17 protein-coding genes are annotated in these 16,934 nt (G+C 72.4%); 5 read left to right on the top strand and 12 right to left on the bottom strand.

The window, feature by feature from the left end:
• Nucleotides 1–9: 9 nt before the first annotated feature.
• The gene (locus tag L3Q67_RS40535; protein ID WP_499191758.1) at nucleotides 10–1,344 is read left to right on the top strand and encodes a CoA-transferase family III protein; all 1,335 of its coding nucleotides are present in this window, start codon (nucleotides 10–12) and stop codon (nucleotides 1,342–1,344) included.
• Here the strand turns inward: L3Q67_RS40535 and L3Q67_RS40530 are convergent.
• The 10 genes from L3Q67_RS40530 to L3Q67_RS40485 form a co-directional block, all read right to left on the bottom strand.
• Nucleotides 1,315–1,662 (bottom strand): SCO6045 C-terminal-like domain-containing protein, encoded by a 348-nt coding sequence (locus L3Q67_RS40530; RefSeq protein WP_499186706.1) that lies wholly within the window; start codon nucleotides 1,660–1,662, stop codon nucleotides 1,315–1,317. The two genes, L3Q67_RS40535 and L3Q67_RS40530, sit on opposite strands and share 30 nt — an antisense overlap.
• A complete protein-coding gene (locus L3Q67_RS40525; RefSeq protein ID WP_499186705.1) occupies nucleotides 1,659–2,468 on the bottom strand; it encodes an MbnB/TglH/ChrH family RiPP precursor modification enzyme in 810 nt (269 codons plus the stop codon). Before L3Q67_RS40525 ends, L3Q67_RS40530 begins: the two co-directional genes overlap by 4 nt.
• Entirely contained in the window at nucleotides 2,461–3,363 is a 903-nt protein-coding gene (locus L3Q67_RS40520) for a TIGR04222 domain-containing membrane protein (protein WP_499186704.1), read from the bottom strand. The genes L3Q67_RS40525 and L3Q67_RS40520 overlap by 8 nt, the downstream gene beginning before the upstream one ends.
• 76 nt (nucleotides 3,364–3,439) lie before the next feature.
• Nucleotides 3,440–4,354, bottom strand: coding sequence for a DUF2207 domain-containing protein (locus L3Q67_RS40515; RefSeq protein ID WP_499186703.1), 915 nt, complete (start codon nucleotides 4,352–4,354; stop codon nucleotides 3,440–3,442).
• Between the two features lies 1 nt (nucleotide 4,355).
• The gene (locus tag L3Q67_RS40510; protein ID WP_499186702.1) at nucleotides 4,356–5,255 is read right to left on the bottom strand and encodes a TIGR04222 domain-containing membrane protein; all 900 of its coding nucleotides are present in this window, start codon (nucleotides 5,253–5,255) and stop codon (nucleotides 4,356–4,358) included.
• Nucleotides 5,256–5,328: 73 nt separating this feature from the next.
• Nucleotides 5,329–5,751 carry a peptide-methionine (R)-S-oxide reductase gene (gene msrB, locus L3Q67_RS40505; protein ID WP_499191757.1) on the bottom strand — a complete coding sequence of 141 codons (423 nt, stop codon included), beginning with the start codon at nucleotides 5,749–5,751 and terminating at the stop codon, nucleotides 5,329–5,331.
• A gap of 19 nt (nucleotides 5,752–5,770) precedes the next feature.
• Nucleotides 5,771–6,079 carry a hypothetical protein gene (locus L3Q67_RS40500; protein WP_499186701.1) on the bottom strand — a complete coding sequence of 103 codons (309 nt, stop codon included), beginning with the start codon at nucleotides 6,077–6,079 and terminating at the stop codon, nucleotides 5,771–5,773.
• Nucleotides 6,080–6,096: 17 nt separating this feature from the next.
• Entirely contained in the window at nucleotides 6,097–7,458 is a 1,362-nt protein-coding gene (locus L3Q67_RS40495) for a type I glutamate--ammonia ligase (protein WP_499186700.1), read from the bottom strand.
• Nucleotides 7,459–7,687: 229 nt separating this feature from the next.
• Complete coding sequence (locus L3Q67_RS40490; protein ID WP_499186699.1) at nucleotides 7,688–9,307, bottom strand: serine/threonine-protein kinase; 1,620 nt, start codon at nucleotides 9,305–9,307, stop codon at nucleotides 7,688–7,690.
• Nucleotides 9,308–9,473: 166 nt separating this feature from the next.
• Nucleotides 9,474–10,136 (bottom strand): TVP38/TMEM64 family protein, encoded by a 663-nt coding sequence (locus L3Q67_RS40485; protein WP_499186698.1) that lies wholly within the window; start codon nucleotides 10,134–10,136, stop codon nucleotides 9,474–9,476.
• Between L3Q67_RS40485 and L3Q67_RS40480 the strand changes: the two genes are divergently transcribed.
• The 3 genes from L3Q67_RS40480 to L3Q67_RS40470 are packed head-to-tail and all read left to right on the top strand — an operon-like array spanning nucleotide 10,135 to nucleotide 12,573.
• Complete coding sequence (locus L3Q67_RS40480) at nucleotides 10,135–10,770, top strand: GNAT family N-acetyltransferase (protein ID WP_499186697.1); 636 nt, start codon at nucleotides 10,135–10,137, stop codon at nucleotides 10,768–10,770. The genes L3Q67_RS40485 and L3Q67_RS40480 overlap by 2 nt on opposite strands.
• Entirely contained in the window at nucleotides 10,754–11,776 is a 1,023-nt protein-coding gene (gene ligD / locus L3Q67_RS40475) for a DNA polymerase domain-containing protein (protein WP_499186696.1), read from the top strand. The genes L3Q67_RS40480 and ligD overlap by 17 nt, the downstream gene beginning before the upstream one ends.
• A complete protein-coding gene (locus L3Q67_RS40470) occupies nucleotides 11,773–12,573 on the top strand; it encodes an endonuclease/exonuclease/phosphatase family protein (RefSeq protein ID WP_499186695.1) in 801 nt (266 codons plus the stop codon). Before ligD ends, L3Q67_RS40470 begins: the two co-directional genes overlap by 4 nt.
• 829 nt (nucleotides 12,574–13,402) lie before the next feature.
• Here the strand turns inward: L3Q67_RS40470 and L3Q67_RS40465 are convergent.
• Nucleotides 13,403–14,941: an alpha/beta hydrolase gene (locus L3Q67_RS40465; protein ID WP_499186694.1), complete on the bottom strand. Its 1,539-nt coding sequence runs from the start codon at nucleotides 14,939–14,941 to the stop codon at nucleotides 13,403–13,405.
• 96 nt (nucleotides 14,942–15,037) lie between these two features.
• Nucleotides 15,038–16,102: an ATP-dependent DNA ligase gene (locus L3Q67_RS40460; RefSeq protein ID WP_209665776.1), complete on the bottom strand. Its 1,065-nt coding sequence runs from the start codon at nucleotides 16,100–16,102 to the stop codon at nucleotides 15,038–15,040.
• A gap of 89 nt (nucleotides 16,103–16,191) precedes the next feature.
• On the opposite strand from L3Q67_RS40460, the gene L3Q67_RS40455 reads away from it, so the two are divergent.
• Nucleotides 16,192–16,845: a response regulator transcription factor gene (locus L3Q67_RS40455; RefSeq protein ID WP_209665777.1), complete on the top strand. Its 654-nt coding sequence runs from the start codon at nucleotides 16,192–16,194 to the stop codon at nucleotides 16,843–16,845.
• Nucleotides 16,846–16,934 lie beyond the last annotated feature (89 nt).

The following is a 16,934-nucleotide window of genomic DNA, read 5'->3' as shown; positions in this document are numbered from 1 at the left end:
GGGACAGTGATCGAAGCAGAGATCGCCGCGGTGTGGCGGCAGGTCACCGGGGAAACCCTGCCGTCCGGGGCGATCGGGGTGACCGGGCAGGAGTCCGTGTTGCCCGGGCCGTTCCGGGTGGCGGCGGCCGCGGCGGCGAGCATCGGGGTCGCCACGCACGCCGCTGCCGAATTGCTCCGCTTCCGGGGGATCGAAGCCCCGCCGGTGGAAGTGGACATGCGGCACGCGGCGGCGGCCTTCCACAGTGAGCGCCACCTGCGCGTCGACGGCCGGGTGCCGGGCGAGCTCTGGGCACCGCTGTCCGGCGACTACCTCGCCACCGACGGCTGGGTCCGCCTCCACTGCAACCACCCCCGTCACGTCTCCGCCGTCTGCTGGGGGCTCGGCACCGCCGCCACCCGCGAAGCCGTCACCGAGGCCGTCGCCAAGCGCCGGGCTCGCGAGGTGCAGGAGGCGGTGATCGCCGCCGGGGGCGCCGCCGCGTTGATGCGCACCCGTGAGGACTGGCTCAGCCACCCGCAGGGCGAGGCGGTCGCCGGGCAGCCGCTGGTCGACCTGCGCCAGACCGGCGACGCCCCGCCCAAGCGGCTCTTCGAGTCGCAGCGGCCGCTCGGCGGGGTGCGCGTGCTCGAACTGACCCACGTCATCGCCGGTCCGGTGGCCGGCCGGGTGCTCGCCGCCCACGGTGCCGACGTGCTCCACATCGGCGCGGCGCACCTGCCCCGGCTCGATCCGCTGTGGATCGACACCGGACTGGGCAAGCGGTCCGCCTTCACCGATCTCACCCAGGACGCCGGACGGGCCCGCCTGCGCAAGCTGCTGGCCAAGGCCGACGTGTTCGTCCAGTCGTTCCGGCCGGGAGGACTGGCCCGCTGGGGTTTCTCACCCGAGGAGCTGGCCGACGAATTCCCCGGGCTGATCATTCTCGACCTCTCCGCCTACGGCCCGCACGGACCCTGGCGCACCCGGCGCGGCTTCGACAGCCTGGTGCAGATGGCCAGTGGCATCGCCGCGCACGCCGGGCTCGATCAGCCCCGGCCGCTGCCCGCGCAGGCGCTCGACCACGCCACCGGCTGGCTGGCCGCCGCGACGGTGATGACCGCGCTGCGCCGCGCGGCCGCCGACGGCGGTGGCTGGCGCGGTCAGGTGGCGCTGGCGCACACCGCCGAGTGGCTGGAGTCGCTGGGCCGCCGGGAGGACACCACCACCGGCTACGAGGCCGACGACCTGCTGGCGAAGCTGCCCAGCCCGTACGGCGAACTCACCTACGTGCCGGTGCCCGGTGCTGCTCCACAGTGGACGGAAGGGACCCGGCTACCGGGAACCGATCGCCCGTCCTGGTGACCACCACCGGCGCCGGGGCCGCTTCAGCTCGCCCCTGGCGACGAGCCAGGCGGCGAAGTCCTCCGCGTCCTGCCGCATCCGCACGCCCTCCGCGCGCGGGTGCCCGGCCGCGTACTCGTCGAACAACGGCACGAACCGATCGCCCAGTTCCTGCGGCAACTCGGGCCGGAGGTAAGCGACGACCCGGCGGCGCTTCGACCGCAGCGCCCGGACTTCGACGCCGATCCGGCCCGGGTCGAACCCGGCCGGTGGCGTGCCCCCGGCGAGCAGGGCCCGCATCAGTTCCGCCTGCCGCGCGGCCAGATCCTTCCGGCTCACGCCTCGACCACCGCCCGGATCGCCGCCAGTTCGGCGGCCAGTTCGGCGTCGGTGGGGTAGGCGTCGTCCCGTTCCAGCAGCACACCCGGCGGGTCCACGCGGGAGCGCAGCTCGCCGAGCAGGTCGAGCACCTGCGGCGGCACCGCGTGCGCGTGCGTGTCGTGGTAGACGCCGTGGTGCTCCTCGCCGCCGGCCACGTGCACGTAGGCCAGCCGCTCCAGCGGAATCTCGTCCAAAAAGGACACCGGATCGCTGCCGAGGTTCCGCGCGTTGGCGTACAGGTTGGCCACGTCCACGATCAGCAGGCAGCCGGTGCGCTCGGTGAGCTCGGTCAGGAACCGCGCCTCGCTCAGCTCGGGATCGGGCCACTCCAGCAACGCGGCGATGTTCTCCAGCGCGAACGGCACGCCGAGGATCGACTGCGCCAGCTTCACGTTGTCCACCAGCACGTCCAGTGCCTCGCGGGTGCGGGGGAGCGGGATGAGGTGCCCGGCGTCCAGCCCGCCCGCGCGCACGAAGCACACGTGGTCGCTCGCCACCGGCGCGCCGAGCGCGTCGGCCAGCTCGGCCAGGTGCTCGACGCGCGTGGTGTCCAGTTCCTCGGCACCACCCAGGGAAAGCGACACCGCGTGCGGAAGCACCGGCATACCGCGATCGCGCAGCGCGGTCAGCGACGCGGGCAGTGCGTCGGGCCGCAGGTTCTCCGCGACCACCTCGACCCAGTCGACGCCGGGCAGGCGCGGTACCGAGAGGTCCAGTTCGGGCCGCCAGCCGATGCCGACCCCGAACCGGGGCAGCTCAGCCACCACAACCCCCGCACCCACCGCAGCCGCCCCCGCCACCGCAGGAGGAACCGCCGCCACCGTCACCGCCGGACGAGCCGCCCGAACTCGGGGCCGCGAGCGCGGTCCGCATCTCTTCGTCCGGGTACATCATCATGCCGCCCAGCGCGACCGCGCCCGCGGCACCGGCGAGCACCGGCAACGCCGACGAACCGCGTTGGGGCGCGTCACCGGCCGACTCGGCCTGCTGTCGCGACTGCCAGTTCCGGGCGCTGACCAGTTGCACCGAACCCTGTGCCGTCGGCAGGCCGCGCGGCACCGAGCGAGCCACCGCGGTCGCGATCAAGGTCGCCACCGCGGCCAGGATCACCAGGAAGATCAGCACACCGACCGGCCGGTCCAGCGAGATGCCGTTCACCAGGCGGGCCACCCCGAGCACCAGCACGGCCAGGTAGAGCAGGTGGACCAAGCGGCGCAGCCGGGCCCGGCCCCGCACGGGCCGGATCAGCCCGGCACGCGCCAGGTGCTGTTCCATCCCGCGCACGATCTCCGCCGAGCGCATCTCCTTGCGCAGATCGGGCATCTTCACACTGCCCCGGCGCTGCACGATGTGGTGCACGGCCCGTTCCACCGCATCATCGGGCGCGGCACCGGCGCCGTGGACCTGACCGGTGCTGTCCGCGCGGAACGTGCCGCGTTCGAGCAGCGACGCCACCGCGGTCTCGGTTACCCGGTCGGCTCCGCCGGCCAGATAAGCCACCTCGTAGACGTTCCCCGGCCGGTACGGGCCCGCCCCGCGGCTCCCGGCGGCGCTGAGCGCGATCCGGCCCAGCACCGCGACCACCAGGGGCGCGACCAGCAGGCATATGTACAGCCCGATGAACACCGGACCCGAGATGCCCCAGGGTTCCTCTGACATTCGGCCTCCCAAGGATCGAACCTGACCGGAGACTAAGCCACCGCACCCCGGGCGCAGGGCCGTAATTTCACCGGCTTCAGCCGCCGCCTCCGCCGCCCCCGCCACACCCACCGCCGCAGCCCGAACCGCAGCCACCGCCGTCCCCGGCCTCGCCCGGCGCTCCGTTGATGAGGGCACCGGCGAGCAGCGTTCCGGCGATCACGCCGGCGCTGCTGGTCCCCGGGTGACGCCGGCGCGAGCGGTTGAACTTCAACTCCAGCGCCGGGGAGATCTCCGGATCGGGATAGGCGGCCAGGCCACCGTTCAGCGCGACCTCGCGCGTGGCCCCGGTCAGCGTCTGCCGGGACGCGCGCAGCACCTGCTTGCCCAGCGCGGTCCGGCGCAGCCTCGGCCGCCGCCGGGCGGGGGCCAGCGCGGCGGCGGTGGCCCCGGCCGCGACGAAGATCAGGAAGCTGAGGAAGCCGATCGGCGTGCTCGTGGTGACCACCGCGAACCACCGCACCAGGCCGAAGAGGGTGACCAGACCGTAGAACACGGTCACGCCCAGCCAGATCACGTGCGTGGGCAGTTCCGGCTCGATCAGGCGCCGCAGTTCGAGATCGCGGCGGATTTCCGTGAGCTCCGGCGACTTCAGCGCGGCGACCGCCGCGTCGTTCGCGGTGGTGCCGAGGTAGCCGGTCTCGAAGATGACCCGCTCGAGGTCGTCCTCCGGTTCGCCGCCGATCGACGACAGGCGTCCCGCGGATTCGGCACGCAGGCTGCCGCGGTCGACCAGCGCCGCGATGGCCGTTTCGACCGCGCGCAGCGGCCCGCGCGCGAGGTAGGCCACGTGGTAGTCGCTCGGCAACGGCGAATCGTCCGCTGCGGAGCGGAACCGGCGCACCTGCCGGAAGCCGAGCGTGACCAGTACGCCCAGCAGGCCGGGCGCCACCAGCAACGCCAGGTACAGCCCGAGAAAACCGGATCCGGTCAGGCCCCAGGTTTCGTCCATCTCAACCTCCTCCGCCACCACCACCGCAGCCGCCCCCGCCGCCGCCTCCGCAACTGCTGCCACCCGAGGAGGACGAGCATCCGCTGCCGCCCGCCGAGGAGCAACCACCCACCGCGGCACCACCGGCGTAACCGCCGTACGACGAATTCCGCCGCCGGGATCGCGGGGGCGGGGACATGCCGAACAGCAGGGCGGTGCGGATCTCGCGGTCCGGGTACGCGGAAAGACCGTACTGGGCCACGAGTCCCGCCGCGCCGGGGAATCCCACGGGTCGTGCTCGCGCGCCTTGCTTCGTGGCCTGGTGCTCGCCACGCGTCATCAGTATCGACGTGGTGATGACGCCGCCGATGGCCGCTCCGAGCATGAGCGTCAGGTACCCGACCGGGAAGTCGCCCGCCACCCCGACGGCGAACCGGGCCAGGCCGAATGCCAGCACCGCGCAGAACAGCGCGAGCGCGGTGACGCACACCTTGCGCCGGCGCTTCTCGTCGACCAGCAGGCCCTTGGCGATCAGGTCGTCCCGGAGGGCACGCATGGCCCCGGAGTCGCAGACGTTGTTGACCAGCGCCCTGGCGGACCGCCCGGCCGCGCCGGTGACGCTCGCGATCATGTGCCGTTCCAGCTGGTTCGTCCCCGAACCGCCGGTGTGGTGCAGGGTGCCGGAGGAGTCGGCCCGCAGCAGCCCGCGTTCGAGCAGCCCGGCCAGCACCACCTCACCGGCGCGGCGCGGACCTCCGCGCAGGAAGGCGGCCTGGTGGAGGTCGAGCGGCCCTCGCCACGCCTTGCCGCCGGGCGAGTGGCTCCGGATCAGCCCGGCCACCAGCACGGCGATGGGCACCAGCAGGCACCCGGCGTAGATGCCGAGGAAAGCGGGACCGGACAGTCCCCACGGGTCACCCATCGGCGCTCCCCTCCCCACCCGAAGCGTGATCACCACGGTATCGGGCGGGTGAGGGGCCTGTCCCCGGAACGGGTTACGGCTTGGGCACCAGTTTCAGCGAGATCGAGTTGATGCAGTACCTCTGGTCGGTCGGCGTGTCGTAGCCCTCGCCCTCGAACACGTGCCCGAGGTGGCTGTGGCACGACCCGCACAGCACCTCGATGCGGACCATGCCCATGGTGCGGTCCTCGCGGAGCAGGACCGCGTCGGAGTCGGCGGGGTCGTAGAACGACGGCCAGCCGCAGTGGCTTTCGAACTTGGTGTCGCTGCGGAACAGCTCGGCACCGCAGGCGCGGCACTCGTAGACGCCGGTGCTCTGGGTGTCGGTGTACTCGCCGGTGAACGGGCGTTCGGTACCGGCCTCGCGGAGCACCGCGTACTCCTCCGGGCCGAGCTGCTCCCGCCACTCCTGCTCGGACTTCACCACGCGGGGAGTGGCGCCGACGACGGGCTTCATACCTTTCACGTCGTCCACGTTACTCGGCGAGCCAGGCCAGCGTGCGCAGCACGATGTCCCAGGAGGCGACGATCACGCCGATCAGGATCAAGCTCACCACCGCGACCGCGGTCCACCAGCGCAAACCGCCGGCGCGGTGGCTGGAGTCGGCGAAGTCGGCCACGCCGTCGAGCGAGGCCTCCACGGTGAAAGCGGGCCCGCAGCGCTCGATCCGGTCGAGGTGGCGGGCGAACTCCTGGGCTTCCGGGTCCGCCGGGTCCAGTCCGACGAGGTCTTCGTGGAACCGGGGGTTCGGCTCGTCGTCCGACCGGTCCTTGGCAGCGGCCATGCCTTCACGGTATCGCGTCAGTAGCGCCATCGGGTGCGGGCCACGACTTCTTCCGCCGACAGGCCGTCGAACAACGCGATCTCACCACGACGCACGGTGAGCACGGTGTCCACCAGTTCCTCACCGAAGGCCTTGCGCAGCGCGGGGTCCGCCTCGAACGCCGTGGCGGCCTCGCCGAGACTGGTCGGGAGGCGCTGCACGGTGCCCTCCGGCAGGGAGGCCGGATCGACCTGGATCGGCTCGGGCAGCGCCGCCTGCTCGGCGATCCCGGCCGTGCCCGCGGCGAGCAGCCCGGCCACCACCAGGTACGGGTTCGCGGCCCCGTCGAAGCACTTGACCTCGAGGTTCGCCGCGCGCTGGCCGTGCCCGGCCTCCCCGGAGACCAGCCGCAGCGCGGCTTCGCGGTTCTCCCAGCCCCAGCACCGGTACGGGCCGGCCCAGCGCGAGGGCACCAGCCGCAGGTAGCTGGCGACCGAGGGCGCGCCGATGGCGAGCAGGCCGGGCAGCCGGTCGAGGATGCCGCCGCCGAAGGCCTCGGCCAGCTCGGTGAGCCCGTGCCAGCCGTCGCCGTCGGACATCAGGTTGGTCCCGTCGCGCCACAGGCTCAGGTGCACGTGCCCGCCGTTGCCGACCCCACCGGCCACCACCTTCGGCGCGAAGGTGGTGCGCAGGCCGTGCCGGTGGCCGACCGCGCGGATGGTCTCCCGCACCAGCACCAGCAGATCGGCCGCGCCGACCGGATCGGTGGCCGCCACGGACACCTCGAACTGGCCGACGGCGTGCTCGGGGTGCAACTGCTCGACGGCGATGCCCTGCGCGCTCAGTGCTTCCAGCACCCCGCGCAGGTAGTCGGGCAGTTCGGTGAGCCTGGCCATGCCGTAGGCGGGCCCCGAACTGGCCGGGACGAACTCGTCGCCGTCGCCGCGGGAGACGCACCATTCGACCTCGAAGGCGACCTGCGCGGTCAGCCCGGTGCCGGCCAGCCGGGTCACCGCCTGCCGGGCGAGCAGGCGCGGATCGCCCGGGTGCGGCGTGCCGTCCTGCTGGTAGCGGTCGGCCGGGGCCCAGGCCCAGCCGGGCTGGGCGGCCAGCGCGGTGAGGCGGTCCAGATCGAGGTGCAGCCGCAGGTCACCGGCCGGTCCGCCGGCGAAGCGGCCGGTCACCGCGGAGTCGTCGACCAGGTAGACGTCGAAGAGCGGGGACGCCCCGATGCCCCAGGCGGCCGCGTGCCCCAGCCGGGCGGTGGGCACGGTCTTGACCCGGGTGACGCCGCTGGTGTCCACCCAGGTCACCGCGATCGCGGTGATCCCCCGTTCACCGAGGTCGGCGGCGATCCCGCGCGCCTGCTCGGCCCGCGCCTCGCGGTCGTGCTGGTCCATCCCTCATACCCCTTCACCGTGGTCTGGACAGGGCACCAGTCTCGCGTGAACGATCAACTTTGTCGTCGGCTATCCGGTCGAGAGAGGACGGATGGACACCGAATTTCCGCTGGTCGATCACCTTTGCCACGGGTCGTGGACCAGGGTGGACGGTTGCGCGGCAGGGGTCGCCGAGGAGAACGCGCGCCGGGTCTGCTTCCCCGGCTGAGCGTCTAGGTGTACCCGGCCATCAGGCCGGGGCGCCGCCGTCGAGCTTGGTGTTGGTGTCGAGGAGGAGCTGGCCGTTCACCGCGATCACCCGCACGATCTTCTCGGTCGAGCCGCCGTTGTGGCTCACCGTGACCTTGATGTCGACCGAGCCGTCCGGGTTGTTCTCCCGCTTGTAGGCGGTGGCGCCCTTGGAGCTGACCGACTTGTACTGCGACCAGTACTGCTCGAAGGCGGCGGCACTGCCGTAGTCGGCCTGCCCGGCCGGGGTGAGCATGGCCCAGGAGGAGGCCGCCCCACCGGGCAGGTTGTAGAAGGCGATCACCTGCTGGCCCGCCGGACCCCACTCCACCTTGCCGGAGCTGGTGGTGTTCTGCTGCTGCGACGGCTTGGCCGAGCTGGGCGGTGCCGAGGACTCGGGCGCGGGCGGCTGCTGGCTGACGGCCGTGGGCGTGTTGGCCTGCGCGTTGGTCCCGGGGTCGTTGTCACCGCCGTTGGACAGCACGATGAACACGACCGCCGCCACGACCAGCACCGCGACACCGCCGGCGCTGAGCATGAGCGCCTTGCGCTTGGCCTCGGACTGCTGGGCCGGGGTGCGTCCGGAACTCAGCGCGGGTGGCGGGACCGGGGCCGCCGCCGGAACGGCCTTCGTCTGCTGCTGGGCCGCCGCCGGTGCCGGTCTCTGCGGCGGGAAGGACGAGGTCGGGTTGACCGGCTTCGGCGCGGCGGCCACCGCGGCGGCGGCCGGCGCGGCCGAGGTCTTGTCGTTCCTGGCCCACGGGGTGCGCGACACCGGGTCGCCCCCGGCGGGGGTCATCGGCTGGCGGCCGCCACCGGTGGCACCGAGCGCGGGGGAGACGGTGGTCGCGGCCTGCGAGTCACCCTCGCCCCTGGCCAGCGCGGCGAGCCGCTCGCGGGTCTCCGGCATGGTCGGCCGCTCACCGGGCTCGACCTGCAGCATGCTCATCAGCAGCGCGGTGGCCGCGCCGGACTTGCGCGGCGGCTCGACCTTGCCGTTGGCCGCCTTGTAGAGCAGCGCGAGCTGGTTCGTGGAGTTGCCGTAGGGCGCGACGCCCTCCAGCGCGTGGTACAGCGTGGCGCCGAGCGCGAACACATCCGAACCGGGCGACGGGTCGGCGCCGCGCGCCAGCTCGGGCGCCAGGTAGGCGGGCGTGCCGCCGATCAGCCCGGTCTGGGTGAGCGTGAGGTCACCGGCGGCGCGGGAGATGCCGAAGTCGGTGATCTTCGTGGTGCCGCCGTCGTCGATCAGGATGTTGCCGGGCTTGACGTCGCGGTGCACGATGCCCGCCCGGTGCGCGGCCACCAGCGCCGCGGCCACCTGCTCGCCGATCCGCGCCACCTGGGGCAGCGGCAGCGTCGGGTTCTCCGCCAGCACCGCGGCCAGGCTGCGCGAGGGCAGGTACTCCATGATCAGGCAGGGATCGCCGTCGTGCTGGGCGATGTCGAAGACCACGATGGCGTTCGGGTGCTGGAAGCGGGCCGCGTTCTTGGCTTCGCGCATGGCGCGCTGGCGGCTGTTGATCCGCTCGGCCTCGGACAGGCCGGGCTGGGCGAGGATCTGCTTGACCGCGACGGAACGCTCCAGGCGCTCGTCGATCGCCCGCCACACGACCCCCATGGCGCCGCTGCCAATGTGCTCGACCAGGCGGTAGTGCCCTGCGATCAGCTGACCGGTGTCGATGGCAACTACTCCTCGTCAAGACGGTCCCGCATGGTGGCTGGTTCGGCGCGAGCAACCGCTCAGCGCACCCGATCGAGTGTAGCGGGCGCGGTTGACGGAGCTGTCACGACACCGCGGCGTCGGGTGCGATGGATTCCGGATTCGTGCGCCGGATCACGCGGTACAGCCCGGCCGCGCCGATGAGCGCGAACCCCGCGAAGCCAGCCAACAGTGCCGGGTGTGTGGTGCCGGTGAGGGCGTCACCCACCAGCACGACCAGCACCGTTCCGGGCAGGCTGCCCAGCGCCGTGCCCGCCAGGTAGGGGCCGAACCGGACGGACAGCACGCCGCAGGCCCAGCTCATCGGGGCGAACGGGACGAACGGGATCAGCCGCAGCGACGCCACCGCCAGCACGCCGCCATCGGCCAGCCGCGCGTCCAGCGCCCGGACCCGGCCGCGCGCCAGGTGCCCGGCGACCCACTCGCGGCCCAGCAGCCTGGCCAGGCCGAACCCGAGTGCGGCGGAGATCACCGTGGCGAGCAGCGCCACGCCGATACCGAGCACGTTGCCGAGCAGCAGGCCGGAGACCACGTTGAAGCTGGTGCGGGGGATGGGCGCCACGGTCAGCACCGAGTACGCGCCGAGCAGCAGCACCGGCGCGACCCAGCCGGCCCCGGTCGCCCAGGCCCGCAACTCGGCCGGCGCCGGGACGTCGACCACGAGCGCGGCCACCACCAGCGCCGCGAACAGCACGAGCGCGACGAGGAGTTTGGTGCGGCCGGTCATGGCGTCCACGGTAATCGGGGTGCGCCGGTGCACCGGCATGTGGTCCAGTGACCCGGTGATCGACACCGAACCCCTCCGCGACCAGCCGGACCTGGCCGGGGACCTGGTGACCCTGCGACCGCTCGGCGAGTCGCACCTCGACGGCGTGTGGGGCGTGCTGCACGACCCGGAGACCATGCGCCTGACCGGCACGCACGCCGTGTTCACCCGCGAGCAGGTGCGCGGCTACCTCGCGGGCCGGGCGGAGGCACACGATCGGGCGGATTACGCGGTCGTCCGCAACACCGACGGGGTCTACCTCGGCGAGGTCGTGCTGATGGACCTCGACGAGGACAACCGGTCGATGGACTTCCGGATCGCGCTGGGCGGGCACGCCTTCGGCCAGGGGTACGGCACCGAGGCGACCAGGCTGATCGTCGCGTTCGGACTGGACACGGTCGGCCTGCACCGCATCGGCCTGGAGGTCTACGACTTCAACCCGCGCGCGCAGCGGGTGTACGAGAAATGCGGGTTCGTCCGGGAAGGGGTGCTCCGCGACGCCCTGTTCTGGGAAGGCGAATGGCACGACGCGGTGCAGATGTCCGTCCTGGAGAGCGATCCGCGGCTAGGTTGGTCGGGTGGCCAAACACGGTGACCCAGTCGAATACCAGGTCGGCGACCGCACGGTACGGGTGTCCAGCCCGGACAAGGTGTACTTCCCCGAGCGCGGCATCACCAAGCGGCAGGTGGTGGAGTACTACCTCGCCGTCGGTGAGCCGCTGCTGCGCGCGATCGGCGAGCGGCCGACCACGCTCAAGCGCTACCCGGACGGCGTGACCGGCGAGCTGTTCTACGCCAAGCGCGTGCCCAAGGGCGCGCCGGACTGGCTGCAGAGCGTCAAGATCACCTTCCCGTCCGGCCGGACCGCCGAGGAGGTCTGCCCGACCGAGCCCGCGGTGTTCGCCTGGGCGGCGAACCTGGGCACCTTCGACTTCCACCCGTGGCCGGTGCGCCGCCCCGACGTCGACCACCCGGACGAGTTGCGCATCGACGTCGACCCGCCGGAGGGGGCGCGGTTCGCCGACGCCGTCCGCGTCGCGGGGACCGTGCGCGAGGTGCTGGCCGACGCCGGGCTGACCGGCTACCCGAAGACCTCCGGCGGCCGCGGGGTGCACGTACTGGTGCGGATCCGGCCCGAATGGGACTTCATCGCCGTGCGGCACGCGGTCATCGCGCTGGGTCGTGAGGTGGAGCGCCGCATCCCCGGCCTCGCGACCATCTCGTGGTGGAAGGAGGAACGCGGCGACCGGGTGTTCATCGACTACAACCAGGCCGCGCGGGACCGGACGGTGGCTTCGTCGTGGTCGGTGCGCGGTACCCCGCGGGCGACCGTGTCCACGCCGCTGACCTGGGACCAGCTCGCCGAGGCCGATCCGGACGAGTTCGACGTGCTGACCGTGCCGTCCTGGCTGGCCGAGCACGGGGACGCGCACGCCGGGATCGACGGCGAAGCGTTCGGCCTGGAGACGCTGCTCGAGTGGTACGACCGCGACGAGCGGGACACCGGGCAGGCGGAGATGCCGTACCCGCCGGACTACCCGAAGATGCCCGGCGAGCCGAAGCGCGTGCAGCCGAGCAAGGACCGGGACCGGCCGCGGTGAAGCGCCGGGCGGTCGCGTGGCTGACGGTGTGCCTCCTGGTGGTGGCCGCGGTACCGGCCGCGGCCGCCGGGGGCGCCGCGCTGCGGGTGCTCACCTACAACATCCACTCCGGCATCGGCCTGGACGGGCGGCTCGACCTGGCGCGCACGGCACGGGTGATCACCGACTCGCAGGCGGACCTGGTCGGCCTGCAGGAGGTCGACGTGCACTGGGCGGCGCGCAGCGAGTACGCCGACCAGGCCGCCGACCTGGCGCGGCGCACGGGGATGCACGTGTTCTTCGCGCCCATCTACGACAAGGACCCCGAGCCTGGCCGCGCCGAACGGCGGCGCTACGGCGTCGCGGTGCTGAGCCGCTTCCCGATCCGGCGCGCGGTCAACCACGCCATCACCCGCCTGTCCACAGTGGACGACACCCCGCTCGGCCCGATGCCGGGCTTCGCCGAAGCCGAACTGGACGTGCGGGGCCGGGCGCTGCGGTTCTACGTCACGCACCTGGACCACCGGCCGGACCCGGCGGTGCGGACCACGCAGGTCGCGGACATGCTGCGGTTGCTGGGGCCGGGCGTACTCGCGGGCGACCTGAACGCGGAGCCGTCGGCCGCGGAACTGCAGCCGCTGTTCGCGCGCCTCCCGCCCACTTCCGTCGACGGCCTCACCTTCCCCGCCGACCACCCGGACCGGCGCCTGGACTACATCCTGAGCACCCTCACCCCGGTCACCACCCGCATCCCCGCCGACCCTGTCGCCTCAGACCACCGCCCCGTCCACGCCACCCTCCACCTCCCCACCCCCTAACCCACGTTCAGGAAGGCGAGTCCCACACTCAGGCACCCGAACTCCACACTCAGGCACCCGAACTCCACATTCGGGCAGCTGAACCCCACGTTCGGACAGGCGAACCCCACGCTCAGACAGGCGAGTCCCACGCTCCCGCAGCCGAGCTCCCCATTCGGCAGCCGAGTTCCACGTTCAGACGCCTGAGTTCCACGTTCGGATGCCCGAACTCCACGCTCGAGTAGTCGAGTCCTGCACTCAGGCAGCCGAGTTCAACACTCAGGTAGCCGAACTCCACGTTCAGGAAGCCGAGTGCCACGTTCGGGAAGCTGAGTCCCGCACTCAGGCAGCCGAGCTCCCCATTCGGCAGCCGAGGCTCGCGTTCGCGGGCTTGTAGATCCGCGTGCGCGGACTCGGAGGATCACCCGTAAGCAGCCGAGTCCCACGTTGGCGGGCCCGAGCCCCACCTTCAGGCAGCTGACTTCCACACCCGGGCAGTCGAGTTCGACATTCGCGAGGCCGAATCCCACATCCGGGCCCGCCCGAGTGTGGGACTCGTGAGCGCGAATGCGGAGTTCAGCTGCCCGAGTGTGGAACTCGGCTGCCTGAACGTGGGACTCGAGCTCGCGAATGTGGAGCTCGAGTGCCTGAGTGTGGAACCCGGGCTCGTGAACGCGGGGTTCGGCTGCCTGAGTGTCGAACTCGGCCGCCTGGATGTAGGACTCGAGCCCGCGAACGTGGAACTCGGCTTCCTGAACGTGGAACTCGGCCGCGTGAGTGTGGAACTCGGGTGCCTGAGTGTGGGGTTCGGGTGTCTGAGTGTGGGGTTCGGGTGCTCGCGGGGAGGGGGTCAGGTGGGGCAGAGGGTGCCGTTGTTGGGGATTTTGGCGTCGATCAGGAAGTCCCGGACTTTTTCGCTGACGCAGGTCGACGCGCCCACCGCGCCGTGCCCGGCGCCCTGCCAGCCGATCCGGACGCCGCTCGGCAGTTGTTCGGCGGCCCGTGCGGTGCCCTGCTCGGAGGTCACCGGGTCCCCGGCGGTGCTCACCAGCAGCACCGGCGGCACGCCCGGCTTGCTCAGCGGCGGCAGCGCCTGCGTCGGCACCGGCCACGGGCTGCACCACGCCAGCTGCTGGGTGACGAACCCGCCGAACACCGGGTGCCTGCCCCGCAGGTCACGGCTGATCGCGTCGATCTGGTCGGCGGACAGCCGGACCGTGGTGTCGTTGCACTTGGTGGCGATGCCACCGTCGAGGCGCGTCGGGTTGAGCCGGTCGTCGACGACCAGCGGGTCGGTGAAGGCGGCCAGTTTCGCGCCGTCCCCGGAGCGCGCCGCGGCGATCGCGTCGGCCAGCTCCGGCCACCGCTTGCGCTGCGCCAGCCCGCTCGCGACGGCGTGCATCGCCAGCCCCGGGCTGAGCGTCGCCTGCCCGCCGTCCCGCAGCTGGTCCAGCAACCCCGCCACCACGGTCTTCGCGTCCCCGCCGAGCGCGCAGCCGCGCTGGGCGCAGTCGGCGCTGAACGCGGTGAGCGCGGCCTCGCCGCCGGCGGCCTGCGCCTCGTGCACCGAGGCCACGTCCGGCGACGGGTCAGGCGCGCCGTCCAGCACGAACCGGCCCACCTTGTCGGTGAACCGGACCGTGTACGCGCCCAGCACCTGCGAGCCCTCGCCCCTGGCCAGCGCGTTCAGCTTGTTCAGCCCCAGCTGGGACCGGATCTCGTCGAGGTCGCCCGCGGTCCGCCAGCTGTCGAAGGCGCCCTGGTCGTCCTCGAGGGTGATGCCGCACTGCTGACCCGCCTGCCGGGCGGCGTCCAGCAGCGGCTCGACCGACTCCTCGGCCGGGTCGAAGCTGATCAGCTCACCGCGCACTTCGGACGGGATGCAGCGCACCGGGTCGGACAGCCCGCTGCCGCGCCGGTCCACGCCGATCAGCGAGAACCGCTGCAGCAGCTCGGGCGGCAGCGTCTCGGCCAGCCGCAGCGCGTAGAGCGAACCCGGCTCACCGTCGATGTCGTTGAGCACCACCAGCGGCACGGGCCCGGTGCCCGCCTTGAGCAGGTTGATCCTGGCGATGCCGCGCCCGGGCAGCTCGGGCGCGTCCAGCGCGGTGGACACCCGCCCGCAGCTGAACTGCACGTTCGACGGCACCGGCTGCCCGCCGAGGCGCTCCTGCACGTCGGTGGCGCATTCCTTCCACTCCACCGCGCTGTCACGCGGCTCTTCGAGCGGCGGCAGCGGCGGGGTCGCGGGCGGACCGGTGACCGGGGCGACCGGCGGCAGCGGGCCGTCGTTCTCGACCACGGGCGGCCGGTTCGACGGCCCGGCGGTGCACGCGCCCGCAACGGTGCACAGCGCGACCGCGAGTGCGAGTACAACCCGGCGCGTCAACTGCGACTCCTCACGCGAAAACGATCGTCGAAAAGAGCTTCGCACGCCCAGGGTGAGGACTGTGTAATCGGCCGCGTAATCGGCCGCGCGGAGCACCTACTCGACGCGTTTCACCTCGCCCCGGAACACCGCGTCGAGGTCGTACCTGGCCGGTTCTTCGAGCTGGGCGTAGTCGCAGGAGGACGGTTCGCGGTCCGGCCGCCAGCGCGCGAACTGGGCGGTGTGCCGGAACCGCGCCGGGTGCCCGCCCTCGGTGTGCTCGTAGCCGACCTCGACCACGCGCTCCAGCCGCAACGGCACCCACGGCTGCTCACCGGCGCGCCAGCGGTTCACCCCGCCGGGCAGCCGCTGGCCATCGACCACGGCGTCGCCGAGCCACGGGTGCGGGCCGTCGGTGATCAGCGGCGCCAGCTCCTCGGCCAGTTCCCGCCGCCGCGTCACCGGGAACGAGCCCACCACGCCGACGTGGTGCAGCACGCCCTTCTCGTCGTGGAGGCCGAGGAGGAACGAGCCGACCATCTCGCCCGGCTCACCGTCGACGTGCCAGCGCAGCCCGGCCAGCACGCAGTCGGCGGTCCGCTTGTGCTTGTACTTGAGCATGAGCCGCTTGCCCGGCTCGTAGACCGCGTCCAGCGGCTTGCCGATCACGCCGTCCAGCCCGGCGCCCTCGAACAGCTCGAACCAGTGGCGTGCCACGGCCGGATCGGTGGTGGCCGGGGTGATGAACACCTCCGGCACCGCCTCCAGCCGGGCACGACGGCGCTCGGTCGGTTCCTCCATCAGCGACTCGCCGTCCAGCTCCAGCAGGTCGAAGGCGATGAACTGGGCCGGGGTCTCACGGGACAGCAGCTCCACCCGGCTCGCCGCGGGGTGGATGCGCTCGGTCAGCGCGTCGAAGTCGAGTTTGCCGCCGCGGCCGATCACCAGCTCGCCGTCGAGCACGATCCGCTCGGGCAGGATGGCCGCGAGCGCTTCGAGCACCTCGGGGAAGTACCGGTTCAGCGGTTTACCGGTGCGCGACTGCAGGGTCAGCTCGGGACCGTCGCGGAAGACCAGGCAGCGGAACCCGTCCCACTTCGGCTCGAACAGCAGCCCGCCGGAGTCCGGGATGGACTTCGCGGGCTTGGCGAGCATGGGTTTGACCGGCATCGTCAGCGACATGCGGCCATTCTGCTCGAGGCGGTGGGCGCGGTCTGGCTTTTTCCACCCCGGCGTGGCATATCTAGCCGGGTCGATCGGGAGGTGGGCGGATGGGGCCGGACCCGGCAGGCACGCGGCCGCTGCGGGTGGTGCTGGTGGAGGACCACAGCATGGTGGCCGAAGCGCTCGAGATCGCCTTCGCCGACGTGCCCGACATCGACCTGGTCGCCTCGGCCCATTCGGTCGAGACCGGGCTGGCGACCACCCGCGCGCACCGGCCGGACGTGGTGGTGCTCGACCGGCGCCTGCCCGACGGCGACGGGATCGACGCGCTGCCCCGGTTCCGCGAGCAGTCCCCGCACAGCCAGGTGCTCGTGCTCACCGGCGAGGCCACCACGAACATGGCCGCCCGCGTGGTCGCCGCTGGCGGGGCCGGGCTGCTGGTCAAGACCGGCCTGTTCACCGACCTGGTGGCCGCCCTGCGCCGGGTCGCCGGGGGCAGTTCCGCCTTCGAGCCGGGGTTGCTGGCCGGGGTGCTCGACCGGCTGGCTTCGCGCGACGGCGCCGAGCCGATGCTCACCGCGCGTGAGCGCCAGGTGCTCGCGCTCATCGCCGAGGGCGCGGCCACCGAAAAGATCGCGGCGGAACTGAATTTGGCCAGGAACACCGTTCGCAACCACATTCAGCGAATACTCGGGAAACTGAACGTGCATTCGAAGCTGGAAGCCGTCGCGTTCGCGCGGCGCAACGGCCTCATCGATTAGGCCCCTCAACCTCGGCTATTACTCCCAACGGCTCACGCTGAAAAAATCACCGACTAGAACCCGCCCGACCAGCGGTTGGGCGGTGCGAC

Origin of the sequence: Saccharothrix sp. AJ9571 (genome assembly GCF_021725495.1) — a bacterium.
In the GTDB taxonomy this organism is placed as follows: domain Bacteria; phylum Actinomycetota; class Actinomycetes; order Mycobacteriales; family Pseudonocardiaceae; genus Amycolatopsis; species Amycolatopsis magusensis.
This window is presented reverse-complemented; position numbering and strand designations above follow the sequence as displayed.